Genomic DNA, 21,223 nt, shown 5'->3' on the forward strand with positions numbered 1-21,223 from the left:
CTAATTACTTAATTTCAAATCAATTCTCCATTGATTTAGAATTGATGATGCGTTAATACTAGCTGTTGAAGTTCTTAAGATAGTATCAGAAAGTTTAACAAAGGTAATATTATTTTTATTAAAAAAATCAATTTCTTTAGAGGACCAACCTCCTTCAGGGCCGATTACATTCCAAAAAATACCTCCTTTTTTATTCTCAAATTCTTGCTGTTTTCTTAACCATTTATTTAAGTCATACATTGTTTCTTCTCTAGTTATAGAAATTGAAACTCTTTCTTGATTATCTCTACTTTTTAACCATTCAATAATATCCATACCATCTAAAATAAATGGTTTCCATAATCTCTCACTTTGCTCAACTGCTTCTTTGATAATTGAATTCCATCTCAAAAGTTTTCTCGAAAAATTTAAATTTTTGTTTACCTGTCTTTCTGAAAATAATGGCTGTATATAATCAATTCCTATTTCAGTACACATTTTTAAAATATCCTCAAAACCACTTTTTGGTATAACAACAGCTATTCCTAATAGGTAAATTTCTTGTTCTTGAAATAAATAAGGTTTTTTTAATTGAATTATTTCTAAACAATCATTTTTAACTTTTATAGCTTTCCATAATGAGCCCTCTCCGTTAGCTATAAATATTTCTTTACCATTTTTTATCCTCATTACTTTATTTAAATAATGAGCCTCTTCTTTAGAAAGTTCTAAGTTTTTGTTCTTAATATTTTCAATTCTCTCATGGGAAATTATTAATCTAGTTAAGTCTTCCATCTAAAACACTTAATCTTTGAAAACTAAATCTTCATGTTCTTCAATTGCCCAATCATTATTTTCACCCCCAATAATTAACTCTTCAATTTTTACATAATTATTTGATATCTCATTCAAAGAATTTATTAATATATCTATTGAAATGGAGTCTGAAGTTCCAAAATCAACCCAACATCTTCCCCAAAAATTTTGATATTCCATAATTCCTAAATTATGCATTAAGGCTGGAAGAGATGCATTTTTTTGATCATTATCGTAGGACATCCAACTCAGATCGGAACCCTCTTCATGAGTTTGCAAATTTTCAGAATTAAATCCACCTAATCTTCCTAAAACGTACCAACTATCAAAAACACCATCTAGATAATTTTTTTCATCTTGAGTTGGTGATTCTGCAAACCTGATCCATATCCAACAATTAAAAGGATCAACTTCCCTAAAAATAATATTCATATTGACTAATAACTTTTTAGATCTACAGCTATTATAAGTAAGTTATTACTAGATTAAAATTCATACCTATAACTTAATTAATAATGCTTGACTTAAAAGAAATATCTTATCAACCCCAAACTGGTGAAAGAAAAATAATAGACAATTTAAATTTAAAAGTTCATGAAAATGAAATCATTTTAATTTGCGGCAATAGTGGTACTGGGAAAACAACACTACTCGAAATAATAAGCGGATTAACAAATCCACAAAAAGGGAAAATTGCTTGGAAGAATAAAATTTTATCTTCTAGACAAAGAAGATGGTTTTGTGGAGTAGTATTCCAATTTCCCGAAAGATACTTTATAGGTACAACCATTGGGAAAGAATTAAAAATTGGCCATAAATCTTTAAGAGAAAAAAATATAGAAATAGTTTTAAATAAAGTTGGTTTAAAAAATATTAATCTAACTCAACCACCAGAACAGCTAAGTGGAGGACAACAAAGGCGGTTAGCTGTAGCAGTTCAACTACTTAGAAACCCCTCAATTCTTTTACTGGACGAACCAACTGCTGGATTAGACTATTCAATGAGAAATGACGTGAAGAATTTAATTCTTGATTTAAAAAATAAAAATACAATTATTATTGTTACTCATGAACCTGCCTTATTTGAGGGAATTCCTTCTAGAATATTATTCTTGGAGAAAGGGAAAATCAAAAATTTCATGAAAGAAAATCATGCAGGATAAGATAGTTCGGGCTACTGCAGCAAATGGAGGAATAAGATTAGTTGCGGTCTTAACAACAGAATCTTCTTTAGAAGCAAAAAAAAGACACGGTCTTTCTTATTTAACTACCTGTATCTTAGGAAGAGCATTTAGTGCTTCACTGCTTTTAGCAAGTTCGATGAAGATAATGCATGGGAGAGTTACTTTAAGAGTTAGATCTGACGGACCTTTAAAAGGATTACTAGTTGATGCAGGTAGAGATGGAAAAGTTAGGGGTTATGTAGGAAATCCGAATTTAGAATTGGACCTAGTCAAAATAGATAATAATAAATATTCTTTTGATTTCACAAAAGCATTAGGTACAGGATATTTAAATGTAATTAGAGATAGTGGATTTGGAGAACCCTTTACAAGCACTGTTGAATTAGTAAATGGGAATATTGCTGAAGACTTAGCTTCATATTTATATCATTCAGAGCAAACTCCCTCTGCTGTATTTATTGGAGAAAAAATTCAAAATAAAAGTGTTATTTGTAGTGGTGGCCTATTAGCTCAAGTTTTACCTAAAAAAGATACTGACCCTCTGCTAGTCTCACTACTTGAAGAAAGATGCAAAGAAATTAATTCTTTCAGCGAAGATCTATTTAAGTCAAAAGATAATCTTCTTGAGTTAATTAGAAATATATTTCCCGATATTGACGATAAATCTATCTCTGAAAAAGCTCGTTCTCAAGAAGTGAGTTTTAAATGCAAGTGTTCCAAACAAAGAAGTTTAAACGCGATGAAAATGCTTGATAAGAGCGAGTTAGAGGACATCCTCAAGAAAGATGGCAAAGCAGAGTTGGTTTGTGAATTTTGTAAAAATAAATATCTTATAAGTTATGAAGAAATTAAATTTATGATAGAAAATCAATCATAAAAAAATTACGCCTAGCCATAAAATAACCATAGCCGGAATACTTTGAATTTTTTGTATTGATAAAGAGTTGTTTGATACTTCCTGAATGAAAGAATTATTTTCAAGCAATCCACCAAATATTAATCCTATCGAGAGAAAGGTAACACTCCAACCCAGAGAACCTATAAATCTTTTCCCTGATTTAATTTGAGTATAGGTAAGTATTAATGTTGAGATAGAGAGCAAAAGTCTATTATTATAGTCTGGACTGATAAATAACAAAATTAAAAATAAAAACCCAACAGATATTTTTATTGAAAGATTATCAAATGAGGGGGTAGTTATTTTTGGCAGACTATACTGACTTGAATTGTTAGAGTTATTATTTAAATTTTTTATCTTAGAAAGAAGTGGGAAGTTATTATTGGTAAATTGATTAATTTGTTTTTCTTTTTTTGAGGCACTCACAGCTTCATAGCTTACATTTCCTGATTGCCTGGCTTTCAAACTACCCATGAGTAATTGATCAAAGGAAGATTCTATTTTCGCTTTTAAAATTAAGTCTTCACCAGCCTCTTTAACTTTAATATCTCTAGCCTTCTGAATATCCTCAAAAGCAGCACCTTCTTTTACACCTAAAATTTCATAAGGTGATTTTTCGTTATTGTTTTTATTACTGTTTGAATCCAAAATTTTTTACCAATACTAACAGATTAACTAATTTTATAATCCATTAAGACTTTATAAAGCAATTGGTTCGACTCCACTAACAACGGGCGCAACTTTGTTTAAATTTAATTGATTATTGTCTTCAACAAACTGATTTAGATTCCACTCATTTTTGAAAAGAATAACTGGCCTATTCCAACAATCTTTAACTATTTTACAGTTGAATATTCTGCCTAGTTTTTCAATGGCTGGCCATCCATCAGAAATCCATCTAGCCAATTGATATGGCATTGCTTCAAGATTTGCATCTACACCATATTCACTTTTTAATCTGTGAGTTACTACCTCCAACTGCAATTGACCAACGGCTGCGAGTATAGGGTCTCTTTTACTCTCATCAAAGTCATAAAGAATCTGAACAGCTCCTTCTTCTCGAAGTTCATTAACACCCTTTCTAAAGTTTTTAAATGCTGAGGGATTTGGATTTCTTAGCCAGCTGAATATTTCAGGACTAAAGGATGGTATGCCCTCATATTCCAGATGAGCACCCGTATAAAGAGTATCTCCAATAGAAAACATCCCTGGATTATTTAAACCAATAACATCTCCAGGATAGGCATCATCAACTACTTCTCTATCTTGCCCAAATATTTTTTGTGGTCTTGATAATCTAATTGTTTTCCCAGTTCTGGAATGTTTAACTGACATATCCTTTTCAAATTTGCCACTACAAACTCTTATAAAAGCAACCCTATCTCTGTGCTTTGGATCCATATTTGCCTGAAGCTTAAAAACAAACCCACTAAATTCATCGCTTGCAGGTTCAATATCCCCTTTATTACTATTTCTTGAAGTTGGTTTTTGTGCCATTTTTAAAAAACTATCTAAAAATGGCCTTACGCCAAAATTAGTCATGGCAGATCCAAAGAAAACTGGTGTTAAAGAGCCATTAAAAACATTTTCTTTTTCAAATTTAGATCCTGCCTCATCAAGAACCTCCAATTCTTCAAGTGAGTTTTCAAGTAAATCTCTTTCTACATATTTTGATAGCTCTTTATCTTCAAGACTTAATCTTTTCTCATTCGATTGTTTCCCTCTCACTGCTTTATCAAATAAAATCACCTCTCTTGAAAATCTATCAATAACCCCTCTAAATTCCTCGCCACTCCCAATTGGCCAGTTTATAGGTAGGGTATTTAATCCAAGTTCTGATTCAATTTCATCAAGTAAAGAAAATGGCTCTCTTCCTGGTCTATCCATTTTATTTATGAAAGTAAATATTGGTATTTTTCGCATCTTGCAAACTTCAAACAATTTTCTAGTTTGAGGTTCTAGTCCTTTAGCAGCATCTTCCAACATAACTGCATTATCAGCAGCAGCTAATGTTCTATAAGTATCTTCGGAGAAATCTTGGTGTCCTGGTGTATCTAATAGATTAATTACAGATCTTTCATATTCAAATTGCAATACAGTTGATGTAATAGAAATACCTCTTTGTTTCTCAAGTTCCATCCAGTCTGAGGTTGCTTTTCTCTGATTACCCCTAGCTTTTACTGCTCCTGCCTGTTGAATGGCACCTCCATACAAAAGAAGCTTCTCGGTAAGAGTCGTTTTCCCAGCATCTGGATGTGAAATAATAGCAAAATTTCTTCTTTTATTTACCGCATCCAGTATTTCTTTATTATTTAGAATTTTAGTACCTAAGCTCATTTATACAATATAAGGGCCTTTCACTTAGTTCTTAAACATTACCATAGACTATTAAATAATTTTCACCTTCCTCAAAAACATCTAAAGAGGATAGATCATTCTCTAAGATGAAATTTTTTAACTCTTTAAAAGTATAAGAAGCTCTTAAAGAGGCATAATAATCATTAGTTAAAATCTCATTATATTTAGTTGAACATTGTGCTTTGAGTTCTAAAGCAGACTTTTCATCTAATGGCCTTTTTAAGTCCTTGTGAAAATTTACAGTAATATTACTAGATAAAATTCTTATTGTGTTGAAGAAATCTTCAAGATTGGTAATGTGATGAATCAAACTGTTGCTTACAAGTAAGCTAATTCTTTTTTTTAATAAAAAATTATTTGATTTAATGTCTTTGATATCAGAACAAATGTAGCGTAAATTTTTTAATTTTTTTTGATTATTAGAAATACTTTTATTATATTCTGCTCTCAAAATCATCTCTTTAGAACCATCTATTCCTACGACTGCAGTATTAGGCCATTTTATTGCTAACTTCTCAGAAATATTTCCTGGGCCACACCCTAAATCAACTATTAAATCTTTTTCACCTAAAGAAATATTTTTTTTCAAAAGATATTGATTTATTTGATTAATTAGATTAACTTCCCCTTCTGAAAAATCAGCTTTGTCATAAGAAATGACCTGCTCTTTTTCTTCCATTAATTCAGGTTCGGGGACTCTTTCCATATCCTTTCTTGAAACAAAGATTTCATATTAAACATAATTCTACACAAACCGTTAAATAGTGGTAAGAATGGTTGCAGACGCCACAGGTAGAGTTATTCTTCCAGTACGGGTTATTTACATACTTTTTTTTTATCGTGACTGTTGCACCAAATAAAGCTTCTTCAGAGAGCAATTCCAATAATCTTAAAAAAGATGATTTTCCAAAGACTGCGCCAGCTGCTTACCCAGTTTTTTTCAGATCTTATAGTAGAAAAACTTCATCTGGCAAAAGGGAGAACTGGAGCGAAGTAGGCGAAAGGAATTTATCGGGATTAAAAGAATTAGGAAAACTTTCTGAAGAAGAATTAATCCTAATGAGAGAAATGCAAAGTAACCAAAAAGCTCAGCCTTCAGGAAGATGGTTATGGATAGGCGGAACCCCTTGGATTAATAAGAACCAAAATTTCTCAGGAGCATACAATTGTACCTCAACAAACTTAATTGATTGGGAAGCCTTCGCATTAATGATGGACTTAGCAATGATGGGATGTGGAACAGGTGCAATAATTGAGCCTCATTTTATAAATAATCTACCTACGGTAATTAACAAAATAAACATTAAATCAGTCAGTGAAGTTGGAATAACTCCTAAAGATCAAAGAGAAGAAAAGTCATCAATAGAAATTAAAGGAAAAGATCTTCATATCAAAGTTGGAGATAGCAGAAGAGGATGGGTAGATAGCTATAAATATCTTCTTGAGGCATCGAGTAACGAGAGTCTTGAAAGAGAAATTGATGTTTATATTGATTTGGAAGATATTAGGCCTGCGGGAGAATCATTAAAAGGTTTTGGTGGTATGGCAAATCCTATCAAATTGAAAGATCTTTACTCTAGAGTCGCATCACTTCTTGGAAAGGCAATTGGTAGGAAATTAAGCACAGTAGAGTGTTGTTTATTAATTGATGAAGCTGCAGTAACCATAGTTGCTGGGAATATAAGAAGAAGTGCTGGGATGAGACAATTTGCTTCAGATGATAAGGAAGCCGCATCAGCAAAAGAAAATTTATGGAGTCAAGATGAGAATGGTAATTGGAGAATAGATCCTGAAAAAGATGCCCTCAGAATGGCCAATCATACTAGGGTTTACCATACAAAACCCACTTACCAAACTGTTTTGGATGCAGTAACAAAACAATTCCATTCAGGTGAGGGAGCTATTCAATTTGCACCAGAAGCAATCGCAAGGTCAAATGCAGATATTCTCAAAGATGATGAATTGAGAAAGGAATTTATTGAAATCTACTCAGAACAAGGCAAGGATGAAGCGAGAAATTGGATAAATAGTAGTTATGGTCCTTTTTCAGAAGAAGAGTTAGACCACAGGATGAGCCGATATGGACTTAACCCTTGTGGGGAGATCTTGGGAAATGATTTCCATTGCAATTTGGCTGAAGTTCATTTAAATCAGATTGATCCAGGAAATTTTGAAGAGCAAAAAAAAGCTTTTAAAGCAGCCGCTCTTTCTGTAGCATGCTTACTTAATCATGAATTTGAAGTTGAGCGTTACAGAAAAAGTAGGGAATATGATCCTATCGTAGGAGTAAGTTTCACTGGATTATTTGATTTTTGTGTCCATGCCTTTGGGACGCCATGGTTGAAATGGTGGGAAGCAGGAAGGCCAAATTGCGAAGAAGGGAAGGCCTTCAAAGAAAAGGAAGCTAAATTCTTAGATTCTTGGAGAAAAATAGTAAAAGAAACTGTATGGGAATATTGTGATAAGCATAATCTAAGGAGACCAAATAGATGCACAACAGTTCAGCCAGCTGGAACTAAAAGTCTTCTTACTGGAGCAGCTCCAGGTTGGCATCCTCCAAAGGCTCAAAGATTCATAAGAAGAATAACTTTCAGGAAAAATGACCCAATCGCTTTAGCTTGCATGGATTATGGTTACTCAGTTGTTCCATCTCAATCTGATAAAGATGAAAATGGTTGCTTGCTCGATAATCCATTTGATCCAAGATGTACAGAATGGTTAGTTGAAATCCCTACAGAAGTTAGTTGGGCAAATATAGACGGCGCAGACCAAATAGACATCAATAATTTCTCAGCATTAGCTCAATTTGATTTTTACATGCAAGTGCAGAAATTTTACACAGAGCATAATACCTCTGCAACCGTAGAATTTAGAGAAAATGAAATCGAGGATTTAGCTAAGGCCATTCATAATGCAATAGAAAATAATGAGGGATATATTTCAGCAGCATTGCTGGCTAGATTTAGTGCTAACGCTACTTTTCCGAGATTACCCTTTGAACCAATAAGTAAAGAGGAATATATATCATTGCAGAATAAAGTAATAGAAAGGAAAGTCAATAACGATTTCTTTGACGCTCTTAATAAATATGATGTTGGAGAACTATCTGAAGCAGGACCAGCAGGTTGTGATTCAGATAAGTGCTTGCTTCCTCTTGCTAAACCAAAAGATTAAATTTTGAATAATTTGTAAATAAAAAATATAAATTAGTTTTTAAAAATTTAATTTATGGCTACCTCTATAAATAGGGACATAAATTATTTATGACATTAAGCTTAAATATTGGGAACTTGTTTAATGATTCCTCCAGTCATGCATTGGTGGATGAGCTAAGAAAAAGAACATCAGAAGAGGATATCTTAGATTTTGAGGAAAAATTTAACTCCAAAAACGAAAAAAATCTACACATATATATATGTAGATTTCTAAAAAATAGATCAATATCCAGAGGGCTAGCCTCTAGATGGTTAATAACAATAATTGAAAACAAAGAATCAAAAATTGATGCTTTGCAAAAATAAAATATTTAGGTCAGCCCTGATAGTTTCCATAGAGCAATTCCAAAAATTGAGAATCCCATAATAAAAGTAAAAGCCAAAGCATTTACCAATTGGACCTTATCATTCATTCTGTTTGCGAATGGTAATAATTGAGCAAATAATGGAGTCTCTTCAACTATTGCAGATTTTTTTACTGTAGGTTTTTTGCTTTTAGAAAACATAAAACAAATTTTATAATCTTAAGAATTTTACATTTAAAAGTTCATTAAATAAAAAATACTTCTCAAAAACGAACAAAATGTAACCTGTGAGAAATTAAGCCGGGATTCTGATAAATATTTTTATCAGAAACCTAATCTATCATTAATATATTAAGTTTATTTTTATAAACCTAGACAAATAATTTTAATGGATGTTATTATAAATTTGTAGCATTCGCTACCAAAACGTTCAACTTGCGTATAGCAAGCCGCAGATCGACTTAAGCCATGGAACGGGGACTTAAGCGAAACCGGAGCTAAAAAAATGACTCTAATTTACAGAGGACAAAAGTACATCCAGAACAAAGAAGCAGCTAAAAAGCAGCACAATGAACTAACTTATAGAGGAAAAACTTACACAAGCTAGTTTATTTAACCATTAAAAAAAAAAGCCACTGAAAGTGGCTTTTTTATTATCCATTCTTAGACTAAACAATAACTTAATACTTCTCACAAGCATTAAAATAATATGATTCAATTGCATTTATATATTAGATAACAATGGCAGACCAAAAACCTTTATTTAAAGCACCATATGACATAAAAGATGTTAGTGCTCTTTTCGCCATAGTTGCCTTCGTTTTAATAATCGCTGCCATAGTTGGGAATAACTTATTTGGTTTATTTCAACAAAATGTCAACTTTGGGTGATTTTTTTTGTGGCCTAAACTTTTGGACTAAATGTGGCTAATAATTGACTGTTATAACGACTTAACCCGTCATTTTTAAATAAAATTCCTCTCTCAGACAAGTTTCTTGAAATAAATTTTTAATCTTTGAATTTATAGACTATGACTAATTTCTTATGTTATAGTTTTGAAGTTCAACAAAACTGAATAACCTCTGGAGGGGTGGTCGAGTGGTTTAAGGCTCTAGTCTTGAAAACTAGCGTGTCTGCAAGGGCACCGTGGGTTCGAATCCCACCCCCTCCGTATCTAAACGATCTCATAATTTCTCATATATTCTCAAAATAATTTTAAAGTTTCCAAAAGGGAGATATATAGATAATTTAACTTAACTTATCCTTCTCATACTTTCTCATTCATACTCATATTTTTCATCAATTTGGTAGGGAAAATGGTAAGGGCATGAATTGATTTTTGAAATATAATCTGGAGTATATTTAATAAACCACAATATTTGTTTATGTTAAGAAAAAAAGAAAAACAAACTTTAACTAGGCTATTCCTTTTAGGTGTTGGTGCTCCAATTGGACTTGATCGATTCTACGAAGGAGATGTAACAGGAGGTTTCTTAGCTATTTTGGGTTTTCTTACTGCTTTGTTCACAGTAGTGGGTTTATTAATATGGATCTTTCCTTTTATTTCAAAAATTTTTCGTTTACTAAGAGAATTTGAAGATGCAGAGAATTAAATGAAACACTTTCTCTTAATACTATTAACTTCAATTACTTTTACTGAATCACTATTTGCTTCTTTGCCAAAAGTTTTCATAAACAACTGTTACGACGGCGATACCTGTACCACTTCTACGGGAGAAAAAATTAGACTTGCTTGTATTGATACACCAGAATTAAAAGGTAAGAATGCAGATATAATTCTAGCTAAAAAAGCCAGAAATTTTTTGAATGATCTAGTAGCAAATAAAGAAGTCTCTATTAGACGAGTTACTTTTGACAGATATGGTAGAACTGTAGCTGAGTTATACAAAGATGAAATAAATATTCAAGAACTTATTGTTGAAAGTGGATTTGGGAAAATATATAAAAAATATGCCTATCAGTGTAAATGGAGCAATAAATAAAAAAAACATTCTTTTTCGGGTTTGTTTTTTTTAGAACTGACAGTTTCTTGTCAAAAGTTTCAATAAGTACTCATTTGAGCTGAATAAAATTAAACCCCTTTTTTAATAAGAAGCTCTAATTATGTTGATCAACTCCTTTTTTTTTTTTGTTAATATATAAATTTACCTAGATATGAACAAAGGATTTGCCACTGAGACTAAAGTCTCAAAAAAAGAAAAAGATTTAAACTCCTTGAGCGCACCTAAGGGGAGACTAATCTCATGGTCACCCTGGCCACCAGCAGACTTTCAAACTAGATATCCTGCTTTTCCATTCGTTCTTACAATATTAATCATATTGATTTTGCAATGGTATTTTTCGCTTATGAAATGATTATGACTATATTTCTTATTTAAAATGATAGTTATGGATAATAATTAATTTGTTTTTTTCAATCTTATTTTTTGCTCATTTTCAAGCAGTAATAATTCCATTAATCCTTGGAATTAAATCAATTAATCAATTCAAAAATATTCAAAATAATACATTAATCCCTTTTGGATTTTTTTCTATAGGTCTAGCCTCATTGTTTGAGATGATAGATCACAATCAAACAGATTGGATTTATATTGATCATTCTTCCTTATTCAATTGGTTATTTTATTCTTTCCTATCTATAGGCCTAACGTGTTTTTCAATATCAGTTGTAAAAAACAAATTTATTCAAACAACTAACATTTGTATCTCCTTTTTTTCCATCATCTCTTATTTTTTATTCGATAAGACCATTACTCTTCTTTTTCAAGTTATGGTAAGTATCTTTCTAATAATATTTTGGCAAAAAACCTTTAAAGATTGGCTTTTTATACTTTACCCGATATTTGGTATTTTTTTTACAACCTTCTTTGGAACAAATCTCTCAACTAGTGGCGATCAATTTTGGCATATTTTAATAGGTCCATCTGGAACAATAAGTGTTTTTACTTTCTATTTGGTACTAATGAGATCAGTTAAGAAAATTTCTTGAGATAATTATGAAATTATTTATATTTAAAAATTTTGTACTTTGCTTAATCAGCATAATGTATCCAATTCAAGTTTATGCTGATACAGCTACTAATGTTTATTTGAATGACTTTTATTCTAAATCTAATGAAGCTAGCCAGATTCTTAGAGAAATTGAAAATGATCTCAAAGAGGGCTCAAGAAAAAAAGTATGCTCTAGGCAAAGATCAGCCGCAAGACTTGGCTTATTAGCTAATGAATCTTTGATTAAGGCCTTTGAGATTGAAGGGGCTCAACCACCGATGAGAGCGATAAAAGCAAGTAAAAAAAGATGGGAAACCATTCTTAATGAATGCTGAGAAAAGTTAGAAAACCCTTAAATCATTTTTAAATTTGCATTTTTACAGATTTACTAATAAAAGGTATTTCAGGTTCAACTCCACAAATGCATTTTGAAATAGAGTAAATAAAAATAGCGAGTGTAAATACAAAAATAATGGAGCCAAGTTCAACTATTGGTATTATTCTCAAAAGATACGAAATTATTATCAATGCGATATCTATAAGTAATGCTTGACATGCGTTATATCTTACAAAATAGGGTACTTTTGGATTTCTTACTAAACCTGCAAATAAAATTATGAATAACAAAAAGCTACCGAACGGTAGTGATTTTTCAATTATGGCTATTGGTAAAGTCAGAAATAAAATTATTTTCAAAAAAGAATATTTGTAAAACAGATAAACTCCAAAAGGTATTGAAGCATTTAATGGCAAAGTATACATTAACCCCGATGAAAGTCTCTGAAATTTATTATCCAATTTGCCGTATTAACTCTTTAACAATATATTAACTTAAAATTTTTTACTTAAATTAAAAATTAACCTCAAAAATATTATCTTTGGCAGATGGCTACTACATATTAGATAATTGGTTTAGGTTAAAAATTAAGAAATGCGTATCCTACATACAATGTTAAGAGTTGGAAATTTAGATAAATCGATAGATTTCTACGTGAATAGACTAGGAATGAATTTATTAAGAAAAAAGGATTATCCTCATGGTAAGTTTACTTTGGCATTTGTTGGTTATGGTTCAGAAAAAGAGAATTCAGTAATTGAACTAACATATAACTGGGATAAAAATTCAGACGATTACGAACTTGGAGATAAGTATGGTCATATAGCTATTGGGGTTAAAGATATTCATAACATCTGTCAAGCATTAGAAAATAATGGATGTAAGATAACAACTCAGCCTAAAACAATGAAAAATAGTACCACTGTATTGGCTTTTATTGAGGATCCTGATGGATATAAAATTGAACTAATTGAAAGGGATTAAAAAATTATAAATTTTAAAAGATAAATAATTTACAAACGCCTAATAAAGATTCTTAACTAAAAAGATTCTTAACTAAAAAGTTTAATTTACATAAAAACTAATTTTCAACTTTTAAAGATTAAAAAAACTTCCTTTATAAGAAATTTTGAAATTAAATTTCAAAAATTTTTTAAGGTTAAAAAGCTATTAATGATAGCATTTCTACTATGAGGTTTACCTATAGGATAGGTTTAGATTTAAATATTTAATAATCTAATAACATTCTAGATTGAATGTGTAGACAATCTATTTAGATTGATCTATTGTAGAGTTATCGCACAAGCCTTATGCCTAGTAATTGGTCAAAAATAAGAGATGAATGGCTTGACAGCACAGCTACTGCGAAGGATGATGCTAAATGGGCATTAGAAGCTTTAATTAATTCTGAAGAGGAATTATTTGAGATAGAACAAAAAATTAAAAATAAAGAGGACGCTTTAAGCCAGGTAAAAATCCTGAAGAAAAAAGTAAAAGAAACTATTTCTTCAAAAGAAATAAGCCTTGATAATATTGCATTAAATACTTCGAATTCAAACAAAGTACAAATCTCAGTACCATCAAATCTTACTTATCTGTTGAAGGTTTGGGCTGCTGCAGAAGGTCGAGATCTATCCAGTGTTGCTTTTCAGTGTTTAGAAACCGGAATAAGAGAAATGAAAAGCAAAGGTTCAATACCTTCAGTGGCAATAAATAGATATGACTCGGCCTGTCAAAAGAGGATTGCGCTAGCAGAAGTAAACAACCTCTTGGAAAAATACCAAATAGCCCAGAATGAGAACTATTAATTATGAATAACAAGAAAATCGCAAGAGGATACAAAAAAATAATTTCATCCTCTTTTAATGGTGATACCTCTACATACAAATCCAAAAATGGAATAATTTATACTCTTTATTCTGTAGAAACAAATTCACTTAAATTAGGCTTTTCTGAAAATGAAGGGATCCTAGAAAACGAATTATCAAAAGAGAAATTAATTTTATTGGACAGGAAACAAGGAAACAAGAAAGATCTATTTTTATTAATTACAACTCTAAAAGAACTCGGTATCAAATATTCAGACGGTCTTTTTTTCAAATACTCAGGTTCTTTAATGAGACATTTATCTACTTTAGGTTGGCCTGTTGGAAGATCACTACATAAACAAAGAAAAATTAAAAAAGAACTTGTATGTGCATAAATTCAAATGTAGTCGCACTCTAAAGTTTCTCTCGTTTCTCTATTTGTAATTGGATTAGTTCCGGAGGCATCTTCACAAAATTTCCTAACAATATCTTTTGGCAAAAAAACATTTGTGAAGTCTGCGCCTTGTATTTTGACATTTTCAAATTGCGTACTATAAGCAAAAGAATCCTCCAAGTTAGTATTTGATAAATCTGTTCCATTTAAAACAGCTGAATCTAAAGTTACTTCTCTTAAGTTGGAGTTACTTAAATTGGTATCTTTCAATTTTGCTCCATAAAGAGTCGCATTTTGGAGCTCACAACCTGACAAATTTGCGTCTTGTAAATCAGTCAAATAGAAAGTTGCTCCTTTTAAATCTGATCCTGAAAAATCAGCTCCTACCAAGGATTGTTTACCATAATCCAATGCAGCAAAGCTACTAGAGGGGATAATTAAAACAATCATTAAAACAGTTAAAATTATAAATCTCATTGTTTTAATTAATATTTCAATAAATTCTAACTTCTTAAGCCAAAATCTAAAAATTAATTATTTACTGAATGCTATATTTATTGAAATAATAAATCACGAACAAGGTTTTGGATATAAGTCCTTATGATGCAATTGTTGTTGGTTCTGGAGCTACAGGAGGAATAGCAACACTAACATTGGCAGAACAGGGGATAAAAGTTTTAGTAATAGAAGCAGGTCCTCAAGTTAAAAGGCGTGAAGCTAGTAATCATGAGCCAAAAAGTACATTTAAAAGATTATCAGGATTTTTAACACAAAAGCATACTAATCAATGCCAGCATCCTGGTTATTGGAAAAATAATCCTGATTTATATTCTAATGAATTGAAGCATCCTTATGATTCCCCCCCCCAAAAACCCTTCATTTGGACTCAAGGTAAACAATATGGGGGGAGATCATTAACGTGGGGAGGCATAACATTAAGACTTTCCTCAGAAGATTTTCATCCAGCCAAAAAAGACGGATTCGGACCAAACTGGCCTATTTCATACGATGAACTTTCCTCTCACTATGATTTCATTGAAAGTTTCTGCGGAATCTATGGACGAAAAGATGATATAAATGCAGTCCCAAACGGTAAATATATCGGTGAAATCCCTCTTACAGATAACGAGAATGCTTTTGGCAGAAAAGTAAAATCAAAATTAAACTATCCATTTATCCAATCAAGAGGATTTGACCGTAATGCATCAGTAAAAGAAAAACAATGGCCAAAATCTTCTAGTTTAGGGAGTACTTTTAAAAAAGCTTTAGATACTGGTAATGTCCAAATAATCTCTAATCACTTAGTAGAGTCTTTTGAAATTAATAAGGTAACACAACTTGCCTCAAAACTAACGGTCGTAAACCTTGAAAATGGAAGAAAAGAAGTACTAAATTGTGATTTAATTCTTCTTTGCGCATCCACAATTTCAACACTAAGAATACTTCTAAACTCAGAATACAAATCAAATTCCTCAGGGTTTAAAGATAATTCTGGAAAATTAGGCAAATACCTTATGGATCATATATCTATCTGTAAATTTTTTTCAGTCCCAAAAACAAAAAACTCAGAAGAACCATTAGATAATTCTCCCAATCTTTCTGGAGCAGGGAGCTTCTTTATTCCATTTGGCTCAAATCTACCAAAAATTGACAGCATAAATTTCCTTAGAGGTTATGGAATCTGGGGAGCAATTGATAGATTAGGAATACCTGAATTCCTGCAAAAAGACACAAACACATCAACTGGCTTTCTTATAGCCCATGGTGAAGTACTGCCTAGAGAGAAAAACTCAGTCTCTCTCTCAAGAAAAACAGATGAATGGGGTATCCCAATTCCCTTCATTGAATTCGAATGGAGCGAAAATGAGTTAAATATGGCAAAACATATGGAAAAGACAATAAAAAAATCTATAGAAGCTGCAGATGGAGAATTAAAAAATATAGAAGAACTAATTAATATCCCATTAGTTAGTTTATTTACAAAAAACTTGATCTCATTTTCAGAAACTCCTCCCCCCCCAGGTTATTACATACATGAAGTAGGAGGTGCACCAATGGGAAATAATGAAGAAAATAGCGTAGTTGATAAATTTAATAGAATATGGGGATGCAAGAATGTGCTTGTGCTAGATGGAGCATGCTGGCCGACCTCATCTTGGCAAAGCCCAACACTTACAATGATGGCCTTGTCTAGGAGAGCTTGCCTAAATATTAAAAGGACTTAGAAGGCGTAAATAGTTGATTTAAATAAATCTCTGAAACAGAGTTATCGGTACATCCGTTTTGAAACAGAAAAGTAGCTAATGCTGAATTTATAAGCTTATATTGATCCCAAGTTGGGTTACTTAATACAAAATCTTTCATTGTGTTATAGAGAGTTTCTGAAAGCTCTGTTTCTAAAGAGACTTTATTTGAAGAACATTCCTTGTTATTAACATCGGATAAATTTGTTTGGCTGATTTGATCCATAAACCTATTTTTCTACAACACTATAATTATGTTTTTTTTTTAATTTGTCAAAAAAATTTGCCAGATATATTTTTCAAATTATCATATGAGACTCATGTCATAAATAAGATTTTTCAAAAAAATACTTTTTAAACAAGTAAATTGATAAGTGCAAAAAAAAAAGTCAACAATAATGTTGAAGTCCTGTTTTTTGTAAAAAACACTGGCACTTCTAATCCAATGTGGATTTGGACGTGGAAAACAACCTTTAAATTGTGGAAAATCTAGCACAAAATAGTTTCAAGATTTTATATTAAGAATACTTATATATACTGAGTCTATTAAGACTTAGCCGAGAAAGAGACAGTTGATTCAGTTATTTTCAACGGATTTTCTTAAGATTTGATCTTTATTAGGCAAGCGAAGCGTGACAGGTCCTAGTGGGTGTTTTGCATTTGGATAGATACTATGTTGATGGTGATTATGTTCATGTTGATGACCCTCTAAATGTTCATGTTCATGTTCATGTTCATGTTCTAGGTAATCATCTTTTCCTAGGTTTGATTTTTCTTGGTTATGAGTTGAGATTTGATTTTGTATTTCACAAGCACCATTGCATTCAGGATCACATAAATCACAGCTTATACCCAAACCCTCTACATGGTCATGATGACTTTCTTGTATCATCCCGACTTCTTCTTCAAACCCAAATAAATTTGATCTATACTTGCAAGTTGAGCAATTCATAAAATTCTTACCCTCGTTGTTAAGAATCTCTTCAATCCTTTCTACAAAAGTGTCGACCACATAAGTCTGTGATGAGAGATATTTTGCATGTATAAATGAAATATGTGGATTATTAATCGCAACTAAATCACTTTGCCTTTTTATTCTTGTAACAAGTACACCTGAAAAAAGGAAATAAGGGAAAATAATTATATTTTTATAACCAAGTCTCACTACATTTTTCAAGCCAGGTTCAACAAGAGGGAAAGTTACTCCAGAAAAAACAGTTTCCCCCCACCCTATACCAATACCCTCTACGATCATTCTCGTAATTTTTGAAACATTGGAATTCGCATCTGGGTCAGAAGATCCTCTACCAACAACAACTAATAATGATTCTTCAGGTTTGAGATTATCGTTTTGTTTAAATACATCTTTTACTCTTTCACAAGCTGCACTAATCATTAGATTATTAATCCCTAATTCTCTTCCATAAATTATTTCAATACCTGTTTTATTTGAATAATTCATAAGCAGACTAGGTATATCATTTTTTACATGGCCAGCAGCAAAAAGCATCGCGGGTATTGCGATTACTTTTTTTATAGAATGATTTCTTAACTTGTCTAAAGCATCTACAAGTGAAGGTTTGGCAAATTCCAAAAACCCATATTCAACTAAAATGGTTGGATATCTTTTTTGGATGAGTTTTGTTAATTCTTGAAATTCAGTAATGGCTAGTTTATTTCTACTCCCGTGTCCACAGATGAGAATCGCGACTTGATTATTTAACTTCGAATCCAAACTATCCAAAAATAAGTTATTGCTTATACCATAATAGTAAAGAACAATATTCAGTAGTGAAAAATAATCATAACTTGCTTGAAATTCCAAATATTAACTCAAAGGACGCAAAGTTAAAGGAATTAATTTATGACATTGATGATTCATTATTTAATAAAGATAATTATTCTAAGGAAAAATTTGAGCACCTTTGTATATGTAGTGGAGGCACAACTTCTAGCTGTGCCAAAAATGGTTTCACAACTCTTGATCTAAGAAAAAATTACAGCAAAATTCACCTAGATAGAGAAAGCAATTTAGTGACAATTGGAGGTGGAGTAATAATGGGGGATTTAATAAATTATTTACAAAAAAATACTCGAAGTTTTCCTATCGGACTTTCTAAACTTCCTGGAGCTGGCTATATACTTACTGGTGGAGTAAGCCCGCTTAGTAGAGCCTATGGATTAGCTATTGATAATATTGAATCAATAAAAGGTTTCTTGGGTAATGGCACATTTATCTCTTTAAAAAAAAATCAAATAAAACCAGAAAAGCAACTGGTTTGGGAAGCAATTAAAGGCGCAGCGCCCTTCTTCTCAATCATTACTGAAATAGAACTTAAAACTTTCCAATCTAATCCAATTAAGATTATTGAGGGATTTGTAAATCCAGATGAACTATCAGAAATAATATATTTATCAGAGGTATTTCCAGAAAATATTAGTCTTCAATGGATTTATGCCCAAAAAATTTACGTATATGTTTTTGCTGAACTTAAAAATAATTTAGAGGATAAAAGAACAGAAGAATCCTTAAAACCTCTAGACAAATTTCCCGCTCTAGAAAAAAAATTTTATGAAAACTTTAACAAAATAAATTTCTTTCCAAAGAAATTGAATTTATATGAACTGAATGAGAATAACCATTCTGAGGTAATTAGTCTTCTTGGAGGAGATTTAAAAAATAATATCCCAATTTTTATACAATGTTTGAATGAAATAATGGACAATAAACCTAATAATTCCTGTTATATTGCTTCTCAACAATTAGGTTGCAAAACTAAAAAGTTAAATCATGGCTCAAGCTTTTTTGTTCATAGAGAAAGTACTTGGAAACCTTGGATATATGCATCATGGAAAAAAAATGATCTTCAAGAAAAGGAAGTTGCTTTGGACTGGATTTATCAATCTTGGAGTAACCTAAAAAGGTTTTTTCCAAATATTCACTTAGCCCAATTGCATAATCATTTAAATTCTCATGAAGAAGAACTTACGTTAGCTTTTGGAAATAGAATGAATGAATTAAAAACTTTAAAGAATATTTTTGACCCACAAGGTATTTTGCCTCCTTTATAAGGTAACTTCATAATTATAAAGAAAATTACAATGTCAAATTTTTCAAGATATTTATCTAAAAATTGGTTAGGTGATCCAAAGTCAAATATTCTCTCTGGCATAGTTGTTGCTTTTGCGATGATCCCAGAAGCAATTGCTTTTTCAGGTATAGCTGGTGTAGATCCTAAAGTTGGCCTTTTTGGTGCATTTTGCTTGTCTATAACAATTGCGATTGTTGGAGGAAGAAAGGGGATGATCACTTCAGCCACAGGATCAACAGCTCTTTTGATGACTGGACTTGTTGCTTATGGAGAATCACAAGCTCCTGGATTAGGAGTCCCATATCTTATTGCAGCTGGAATATTAACTGGAATTTTCCAAATTCTATGGGGATATTTAAGACTTGCCTATCAAATGCGGTTCGTGCCAACAGGAGTATTAAGTGGATTTGTAAATGCACTGGCACTTTTAATATTTCAAGCACAACTACCTCAGTTAGGAATAGGCATTAAAGAATCAAAGGGATTAGTTGAACAAACTTTAAGTCAATATCCAGTTAACTCTCAGATTCCAGTAGTTTGGATCCTTGTAATCCTAGGATTAGTAATAATTTATGGCCTTCCAAAAATAACAAAAGTAGTCCCATCGCAACTTATCGCAATAGTAGTAATTACTCTTTTAAGCATATTCTTTAATCTAGATGTCCCAACAGTTAGCGATTTAGGTCAATTACCTGATGGATTACCAAGTATCTCTCTGCCTTTTGGATCAATAGAAAATGGTAAAGTGCCTTTTAATCTCGAAACATTAGGAATAATTTTACCGACCTCGCTCGCAATATCTCTTGTGGGTTTAATGGAAACCTTTTTAACTCAAGACATTTTAGACGATGTAACTGATACAAGTTCTAATAAAAATAAAGAAGCAAGAGGACAGGGGATCGCGAATATTGTGGCATCTTTATTTGGTGGTATGGCTGGATGTGCCTTAGTTGGGCAATCTGTAATGAATACTGAGAATGGCGGTAAATCCAGATTATCAACCCTCTCCTCAGGTATATCTCTACTAATTATGATCATCCTCTTGAAGTCTTGGATTGGAGCAATACCAATGGCTGCTTTAGTAGCAATCATGATAACGATTGCAATAAGTACAGCAGATATAAATGGATTAAAAAATATTAGAAAGATACCTAAAAGCGACACTGCAGTGATGCTCATGACTTTTACAGTTACTATGCTTACAAAACCTCATAATCTTGCACTTGGAGTTATTGCAGGAGTTGCATTAGCTGCAATTCTTTTCAGTAGAAAAGTTGCAAAAGTTATAACTGTCTCAAGAGCAAAAGAAAATAATTTAACTACCTACAAAGTAAAAGGACAATTATTTTTTGTAAGTAAAATTTATTTTTTACAAGGATTTGATATTCATGAACATCCAGAAAATATTGTAATTGACATGTCTTTAGCTCATATTTGGGATCAAAGTGGCGTTGTTGCACTTGAGCAAGTTATCAGAAAATTCCAGAATGGTGGTTCTAAAGTTGAAATTGTAGGGTTAAATAAAGAAAGTCTTAACTTATTTGAAAGACTAGGTGGTGTAGAAAGCGCTCATTAAAAAAA

Annotated in this window: 27 protein-coding genes and 1 tRNA gene; 18 read left to right on the forward strand and 10 right to left on the reverse strand. The window is 31.7% G+C overall.

Translation table 11 applies throughout. From position 1 onward, the window contains the following. Together JJ842_01795 and JJ842_01800 are read right to left on the reverse strand one after the other, a co-directional pair. Nucleotides 1–774, reverse strand: a complete 774-nt coding sequence (locus JJ842_01795) for a 16S rRNA (uracil(1498)-N(3))-methyltransferase (GenBank protein MBO6970646.1) — start codon at nt 772–774, stop codon at nt 1–3. A gap of 9 nt (nt 775–783) precedes the next feature. Further along, nucleotides 784–1,227 carry a DUF3531 family protein gene (locus tag JJ842_01800; protein MBO6970647.1) on the reverse strand — a complete coding sequence of 148 codons (444 nt, stop codon included), beginning with the start codon at nt 1,225–1,227 and terminating at the stop codon, nt 784–786. Between the two features lie 83 nt (nt 1,228–1,310). On the opposite strand from JJ842_01800, the gene JJ842_01805 reads away from it, so the two are divergent. Then, entirely contained in the window at nt 1,311–1,958 is a 648-nt protein-coding gene (locus JJ842_01805; protein ID MBO6970648.1) for an ABC transporter ATP-binding protein, read from the forward strand. Continuing rightward, nucleotides 1,948–2,856, forward strand: a complete 909-nt coding sequence (hslO, locus tag JJ842_01810; GenBank protein ID MBO6970649.1) for an Hsp33 family molecular chaperone HslO — start codon at nt 1,948–1,950, stop codon at nt 2,854–2,856. Before JJ842_01805 ends, hslO begins: the two co-directional genes overlap by 11 nt. On the opposite strand, the gene JJ842_01815 is transcribed toward hslO, so the two are convergent. Genes JJ842_01815 through JJ842_01825 form a run of 3 tightly spaced genes read right to left on the reverse strand, consistent with a single transcriptional unit; the run spans nt 2,851 to nt 5,941 of the window. Further along, nucleotides 2,851–3,525 carry a CPP1-like family protein gene (locus JJ842_01815; GenBank protein ID MBO6970650.1) on the reverse strand — a complete coding sequence of 225 codons (675 nt, stop codon included), beginning with the start codon at nt 3,523–3,525 and terminating at the stop codon, nt 2,851–2,853. The two genes, hslO and JJ842_01815, sit on opposite strands and share 6 nt — an antisense overlap. A 51-nt stretch (nt 3,526–3,576) precedes the next feature. Beyond that, complete coding sequence (locus JJ842_01820) at nt 3,577–5,214, reverse strand: peptide chain release factor 3 (protein MBO6970651.1); 1,638 nt, start codon at nt 5,212–5,214, stop codon at nt 3,577–3,579. 31 nt (nt 5,215–5,245) lie between these two features. After that, complete coding sequence (locus JJ842_01825; GenBank protein MBO6970652.1) at nt 5,246–5,941, reverse strand: class I SAM-dependent methyltransferase; 696 nt, start codon at nt 5,939–5,941, stop codon at nt 5,246–5,248. Nucleotides 5,942–6,075: 134 nt separating this feature from the next. Between JJ842_01825 and nrdJ the strand changes: the two genes are divergently transcribed. Both nrdJ and JJ842_01835 read left to right on the forward strand, forming a co-directional pair. After that, nucleotides 6,076–8,409, forward strand: coding sequence for a ribonucleoside-triphosphate reductase, adenosylcobalamin-dependent (gene nrdJ / locus JJ842_01830; GenBank protein ID MBO6970653.1), 2,334 nt, complete (start codon nt 6,076–6,078; stop codon nt 8,407–8,409). A gap of 89 nt (nt 8,410–8,498) precedes the next feature. Further along, nucleotides 8,499–8,756, forward strand: a complete 258-nt coding sequence (locus JJ842_01835) for an RNA recognition motif-containing protein (protein ID MBO6970654.1) — start codon at nt 8,499–8,501, stop codon at nt 8,754–8,756. A gap of 5 nt (nt 8,757–8,761) precedes the next feature. Here JJ842_01835 and JJ842_01840 read toward each other — a convergent pair whose 3' ends face one another. After that, on the reverse strand, nt 8,762–8,956 hold the full coding sequence (locus JJ842_01840) for a hypothetical protein (GenBank protein MBO6970655.1): 195 nt from the start codon (nt 8,954–8,956) through the stop codon (nt 8,762–8,764). A 304-nt stretch (nt 8,957–9,260) separates the two neighbouring features. Here JJ842_01840 and JJ842_01845 point away from each other — a divergent pair, with 304 nt between their 5' ends. The 8 genes from JJ842_01845 (at nt 9,261) to JJ842_01880 (ending at nt 12,103) form a co-directional block, all read left to right on the forward strand. Continuing rightward, the gene (locus tag JJ842_01845; protein ID MBO6970656.1) at nt 9,261–9,362 is read left to right on the forward strand and encodes a DUF4278 domain-containing protein; all 102 of its coding nucleotides are present in this window, start codon (nt 9,261–9,263) and stop codon (nt 9,360–9,362) included. Between the two features lie 134 nt (nt 9,363–9,496). After that, nucleotides 9,497–9,646 (forward strand): hypothetical protein, encoded by a 150-nt coding sequence (locus JJ842_01850; GenBank protein MBO6970657.1) that lies wholly within the window; start codon nt 9,497–9,499, stop codon nt 9,644–9,646. A gap of 194 nt (nt 9,647–9,840) precedes the next feature. Beyond that, nucleotides 9,841–9,927, forward strand: a tRNA-Ser gene (locus JJ842_01855). A gap of 214 nt (nt 9,928–10,141) precedes the next feature. Next, complete coding sequence (locus JJ842_01860; protein MBO6970658.1) at nt 10,142–10,369, forward strand: hypothetical protein; 228 nt, start codon at nt 10,142–10,144, stop codon at nt 10,367–10,369. Next, on the forward strand, nt 10,370–10,759 hold the full coding sequence (locus JJ842_01865; GenBank protein MBO6970659.1) for a thermonuclease family protein: 390 nt from the start codon (nt 10,370–10,372) through the stop codon (nt 10,757–10,759). A gap of 172 nt (nt 10,760–10,931) precedes the next feature. After that, nucleotides 10,932–11,132, forward strand: a complete 201-nt coding sequence (locus tag JJ842_01870) for a hypothetical protein (GenBank protein ID MBO6970660.1) — start codon at nt 10,932–10,934, stop codon at nt 11,130–11,132. 49 nt (nt 11,133–11,181) lie between these two features. After that, entirely contained in the window at nt 11,182–11,766 is a 585-nt protein-coding gene (locus JJ842_01875; protein ID MBO6970661.1) for a hypothetical protein, read from the forward strand. Between the two features lie 7 nt (nt 11,767–11,773). Then, entirely contained in the window at nt 11,774–12,103 is a 330-nt protein-coding gene (locus JJ842_01880; GenBank protein ID MBO6970662.1) for a hypothetical protein, read from the forward strand. Nucleotides 12,104–12,131: 28 nt separating this feature from the next. Here JJ842_01880 and JJ842_01885 read toward each other — a convergent pair whose 3' ends face one another. Next, complete coding sequence (locus tag JJ842_01885) at nt 12,132–12,566, reverse strand: hypothetical protein (protein MBO6970663.1); 435 nt, start codon at nt 12,564–12,566, stop codon at nt 12,132–12,134. A 133-nt stretch (nt 12,567–12,699) separates the two neighbouring features. On the opposite strand from JJ842_01885, the gene gloA reads away from it, so the two are divergent. The 3 genes from gloA to JJ842_01900 all read left to right on the forward strand — a co-directional run bounded on the left by gloA (nt 12,700) and on the right by JJ842_01900 (nt 14,308). Then, a complete protein-coding gene (gene gloA, locus JJ842_01890; protein MBO6970664.1) occupies nt 12,700–13,089 on the forward strand; it encodes a lactoylglutathione lyase in 390 nt (129 codons plus the stop codon). Between the two features lie 326 nt (nt 13,090–13,415). Then, on the forward strand, nt 13,416–13,913 hold the full coding sequence (locus tag JJ842_01895) for a VHS domain-containing protein (GenBank protein MBO6970665.1): 498 nt from the start codon (nt 13,416–13,418) through the stop codon (nt 13,911–13,913). A gap of 2 nt (nt 13,914–13,915) precedes the next feature. After that, a complete protein-coding gene (locus tag JJ842_01900; protein MBO6970666.1) occupies nt 13,916–14,308 on the forward strand; it encodes an LEM domain-containing protein in 393 nt (130 codons plus the stop codon). A gap of 2 nt (nt 14,309–14,310) precedes the next feature. Here JJ842_01900 and JJ842_01905 read toward each other — a convergent pair whose 3' ends face one another. Then, the gene (locus JJ842_01905; GenBank protein ID MBO6970667.1) at nt 14,311–14,784 is read right to left on the reverse strand and encodes a pentapeptide repeat-containing protein; all 474 of its coding nucleotides are present in this window, start codon (nt 14,782–14,784) and stop codon (nt 14,311–14,313) included. Nucleotides 14,785–14,891: 107 nt separating this feature from the next. Here JJ842_01905 and JJ842_01910 point away from each other — a divergent pair, with 107 nt between their 5' ends. Further along, the gene (locus tag JJ842_01910) at nt 14,892–16,532 is read left to right on the forward strand and encodes a GMC family oxidoreductase (protein ID MBO6970668.1); all 1,641 of its coding nucleotides are present in this window, start codon (nt 14,892–14,894) and stop codon (nt 16,530–16,532) included. Here JJ842_01910 and JJ842_01915 read toward each other — a convergent pair. Then, nucleotides 16,519–16,776, reverse strand: coding sequence for a DUF2811 domain-containing protein (locus JJ842_01915; GenBank protein ID MBO6970669.1), 258 nt, complete (start codon nt 16,774–16,776; stop codon nt 16,519–16,521). The two genes, JJ842_01910 and JJ842_01915, sit on opposite strands and share 14 nt — an antisense overlap. Nucleotides 16,777–17,127: 351 nt before the next feature. Further along, on the reverse strand, nt 17,128–18,375 hold the full coding sequence (locus JJ842_01920; GenBank protein ID MBO6970670.1) for a sirohydrochlorin chelatase: 1,248 nt from the start codon (nt 18,373–18,375) through the stop codon (nt 17,128–17,130). On the opposite strand from JJ842_01920, the gene JJ842_01925 reads away from it, so the two are divergent. Both JJ842_01925 and JJ842_01930 read left to right on the forward strand, forming a co-directional pair. Beyond that, complete coding sequence (locus JJ842_01925; GenBank protein MBO6970671.1) at nt 18,342–19,622, forward strand: FAD-binding oxidoreductase; 1,281 nt, start codon at nt 18,342–18,344, stop codon at nt 19,620–19,622. The genes JJ842_01920 and JJ842_01925 overlap by 34 nt on opposite strands. Before the next feature lie 30 nt (nt 19,623–19,652). After that, complete coding sequence (locus JJ842_01930; protein MBO6970672.1) at nt 19,653–21,218, forward strand: SulP family inorganic anion transporter; 1,566 nt, start codon at nt 19,653–19,655, stop codon at nt 21,216–21,218. Nucleotides 21,219–21,223 lie beyond the last annotated feature (5 nt).

The organism is Prochlorococcus marinus CUG1433 (genome assembly GCA_017644425.1).
Taxonomy (GTDB): domain Bacteria; phylum Cyanobacteriota; class Cyanobacteriia; order PCC-6307; family Cyanobiaceae; genus Prochlorococcus_A; species Prochlorococcus_A marinus_U.

Excerpts from the sequence above, each read along its gene's own strand:
- JJ842_01880 (MBO6970662.1), top strand. The coding sequence starts at position 11,774 with ATGAAATTATTTATATTTAAAAATTTTGTACTTTGCTTAATCAGCATA.
- JJ842_01795 (MBO6970646.1), bottom strand. The coding sequence starts at position 774 with ATGGAAGACTTAACTAGATTAATAATTTCCCATGAGAGAATTGAAAAT.
- JJ842_01895 (MBO6970665.1), top strand. The coding sequence starts at position 13,416 with ATGCCTAGTAATTGGTCAAAAATAAGAGATGAATGGCTTGACAGCACA.
- JJ842_01835 (MBO6970654.1), top strand. The coding sequence starts at position 8,499 with ATGACATTAAGCTTAAATATTGGGAACTTGTTTAATGATTCCTCCAGT.
- JJ842_01805 (MBO6970648.1), top strand. The coding sequence starts at position 1,311 with ATGCTTGACTTAAAAGAAATATCTTATCAACCCCAAACTGGTGAAAGA.
- gloA (MBO6970664.1), top strand. The coding sequence starts at position 12,700 with ATGCGTATCCTACATACAATGTTAAGAGTTGGAAATTTAGATAAATCG.
- JJ842_01850 (MBO6970657.1), top strand. The coding sequence starts at position 9,497 with ATGGCAGACCAAAAACCTTTATTTAAAGCACCATATGACATAAAAGAT.
- JJ842_01825 (MBO6970652.1), bottom strand. The coding sequence starts at position 5,941 with ATGGAAAGAGTCCCCGAACCTGAATTAATGGAAGAAAAAGAGCAGGTC.
- JJ842_01930 (MBO6970672.1), top strand. The coding sequence starts at position 19,653 with ATGTCAAATTTTTCAAGATATTTATCTAAAAATTGGTTAGGTGATCCA.
- JJ842_01900 (MBO6970666.1), top strand. The coding sequence starts at position 13,916 with ATGAATAACAAGAAAATCGCAAGAGGATACAAAAAAATAATTTCATCC.
- JJ842_01905 (MBO6970667.1), bottom strand. The coding sequence starts at position 14,784 with ATGAGATTTATAATTTTAACTGTTTTAATGATTGTTTTAATTATCCCC.
- JJ842_01915 (MBO6970669.1), bottom strand. The coding sequence starts at position 16,776 with ATGGATCAAATCAGCCAAACAAATTTATCCGATGTTAATAACAAGGAA.
- JJ842_01840 (MBO6970655.1), bottom strand. The coding sequence starts at position 8,956 with ATGTTTTCTAAAAGCAAAAAACCTACAGTAAAAAAATCTGCAATAGTT.
- JJ842_01860 (MBO6970658.1), top strand. The coding sequence starts at position 10,142 with ATGTTAAGAAAAAAAGAAAAACAAACTTTAACTAGGCTATTCCTTTTA.
- JJ842_01820 (MBO6970651.1), bottom strand. The coding sequence starts at position 5,214 with ATGAGCTTAGGTACTAAAATTCTAAATAATAAAGAAATACTGGATGCG.
- JJ842_01800 (MBO6970647.1), bottom strand. The coding sequence starts at position 1,227 with ATGAATATTATTTTTAGGGAAGTTGATCCTTTTAATTGTTGGATATGG.
- JJ842_01845 (MBO6970656.1), top strand. The coding sequence starts at position 9,261 with ATGACTCTAATTTACAGAGGACAAAAGTACATCCAGAACAAAGAAGCA.
- JJ842_01865 (MBO6970659.1), top strand. The coding sequence starts at position 10,370 with ATGAAACACTTTCTCTTAATACTATTAACTTCAATTACTTTTACTGAA.
- hslO (MBO6970649.1), top strand. The coding sequence starts at position 1,948 with ATGCAGGATAAGATAGTTCGGGCTACTGCAGCAAATGGAGGAATAAGA.
- JJ842_01870 (MBO6970660.1), top strand. The coding sequence starts at position 10,932 with ATGAACAAAGGATTTGCCACTGAGACTAAAGTCTCAAAAAAAGAAAAA.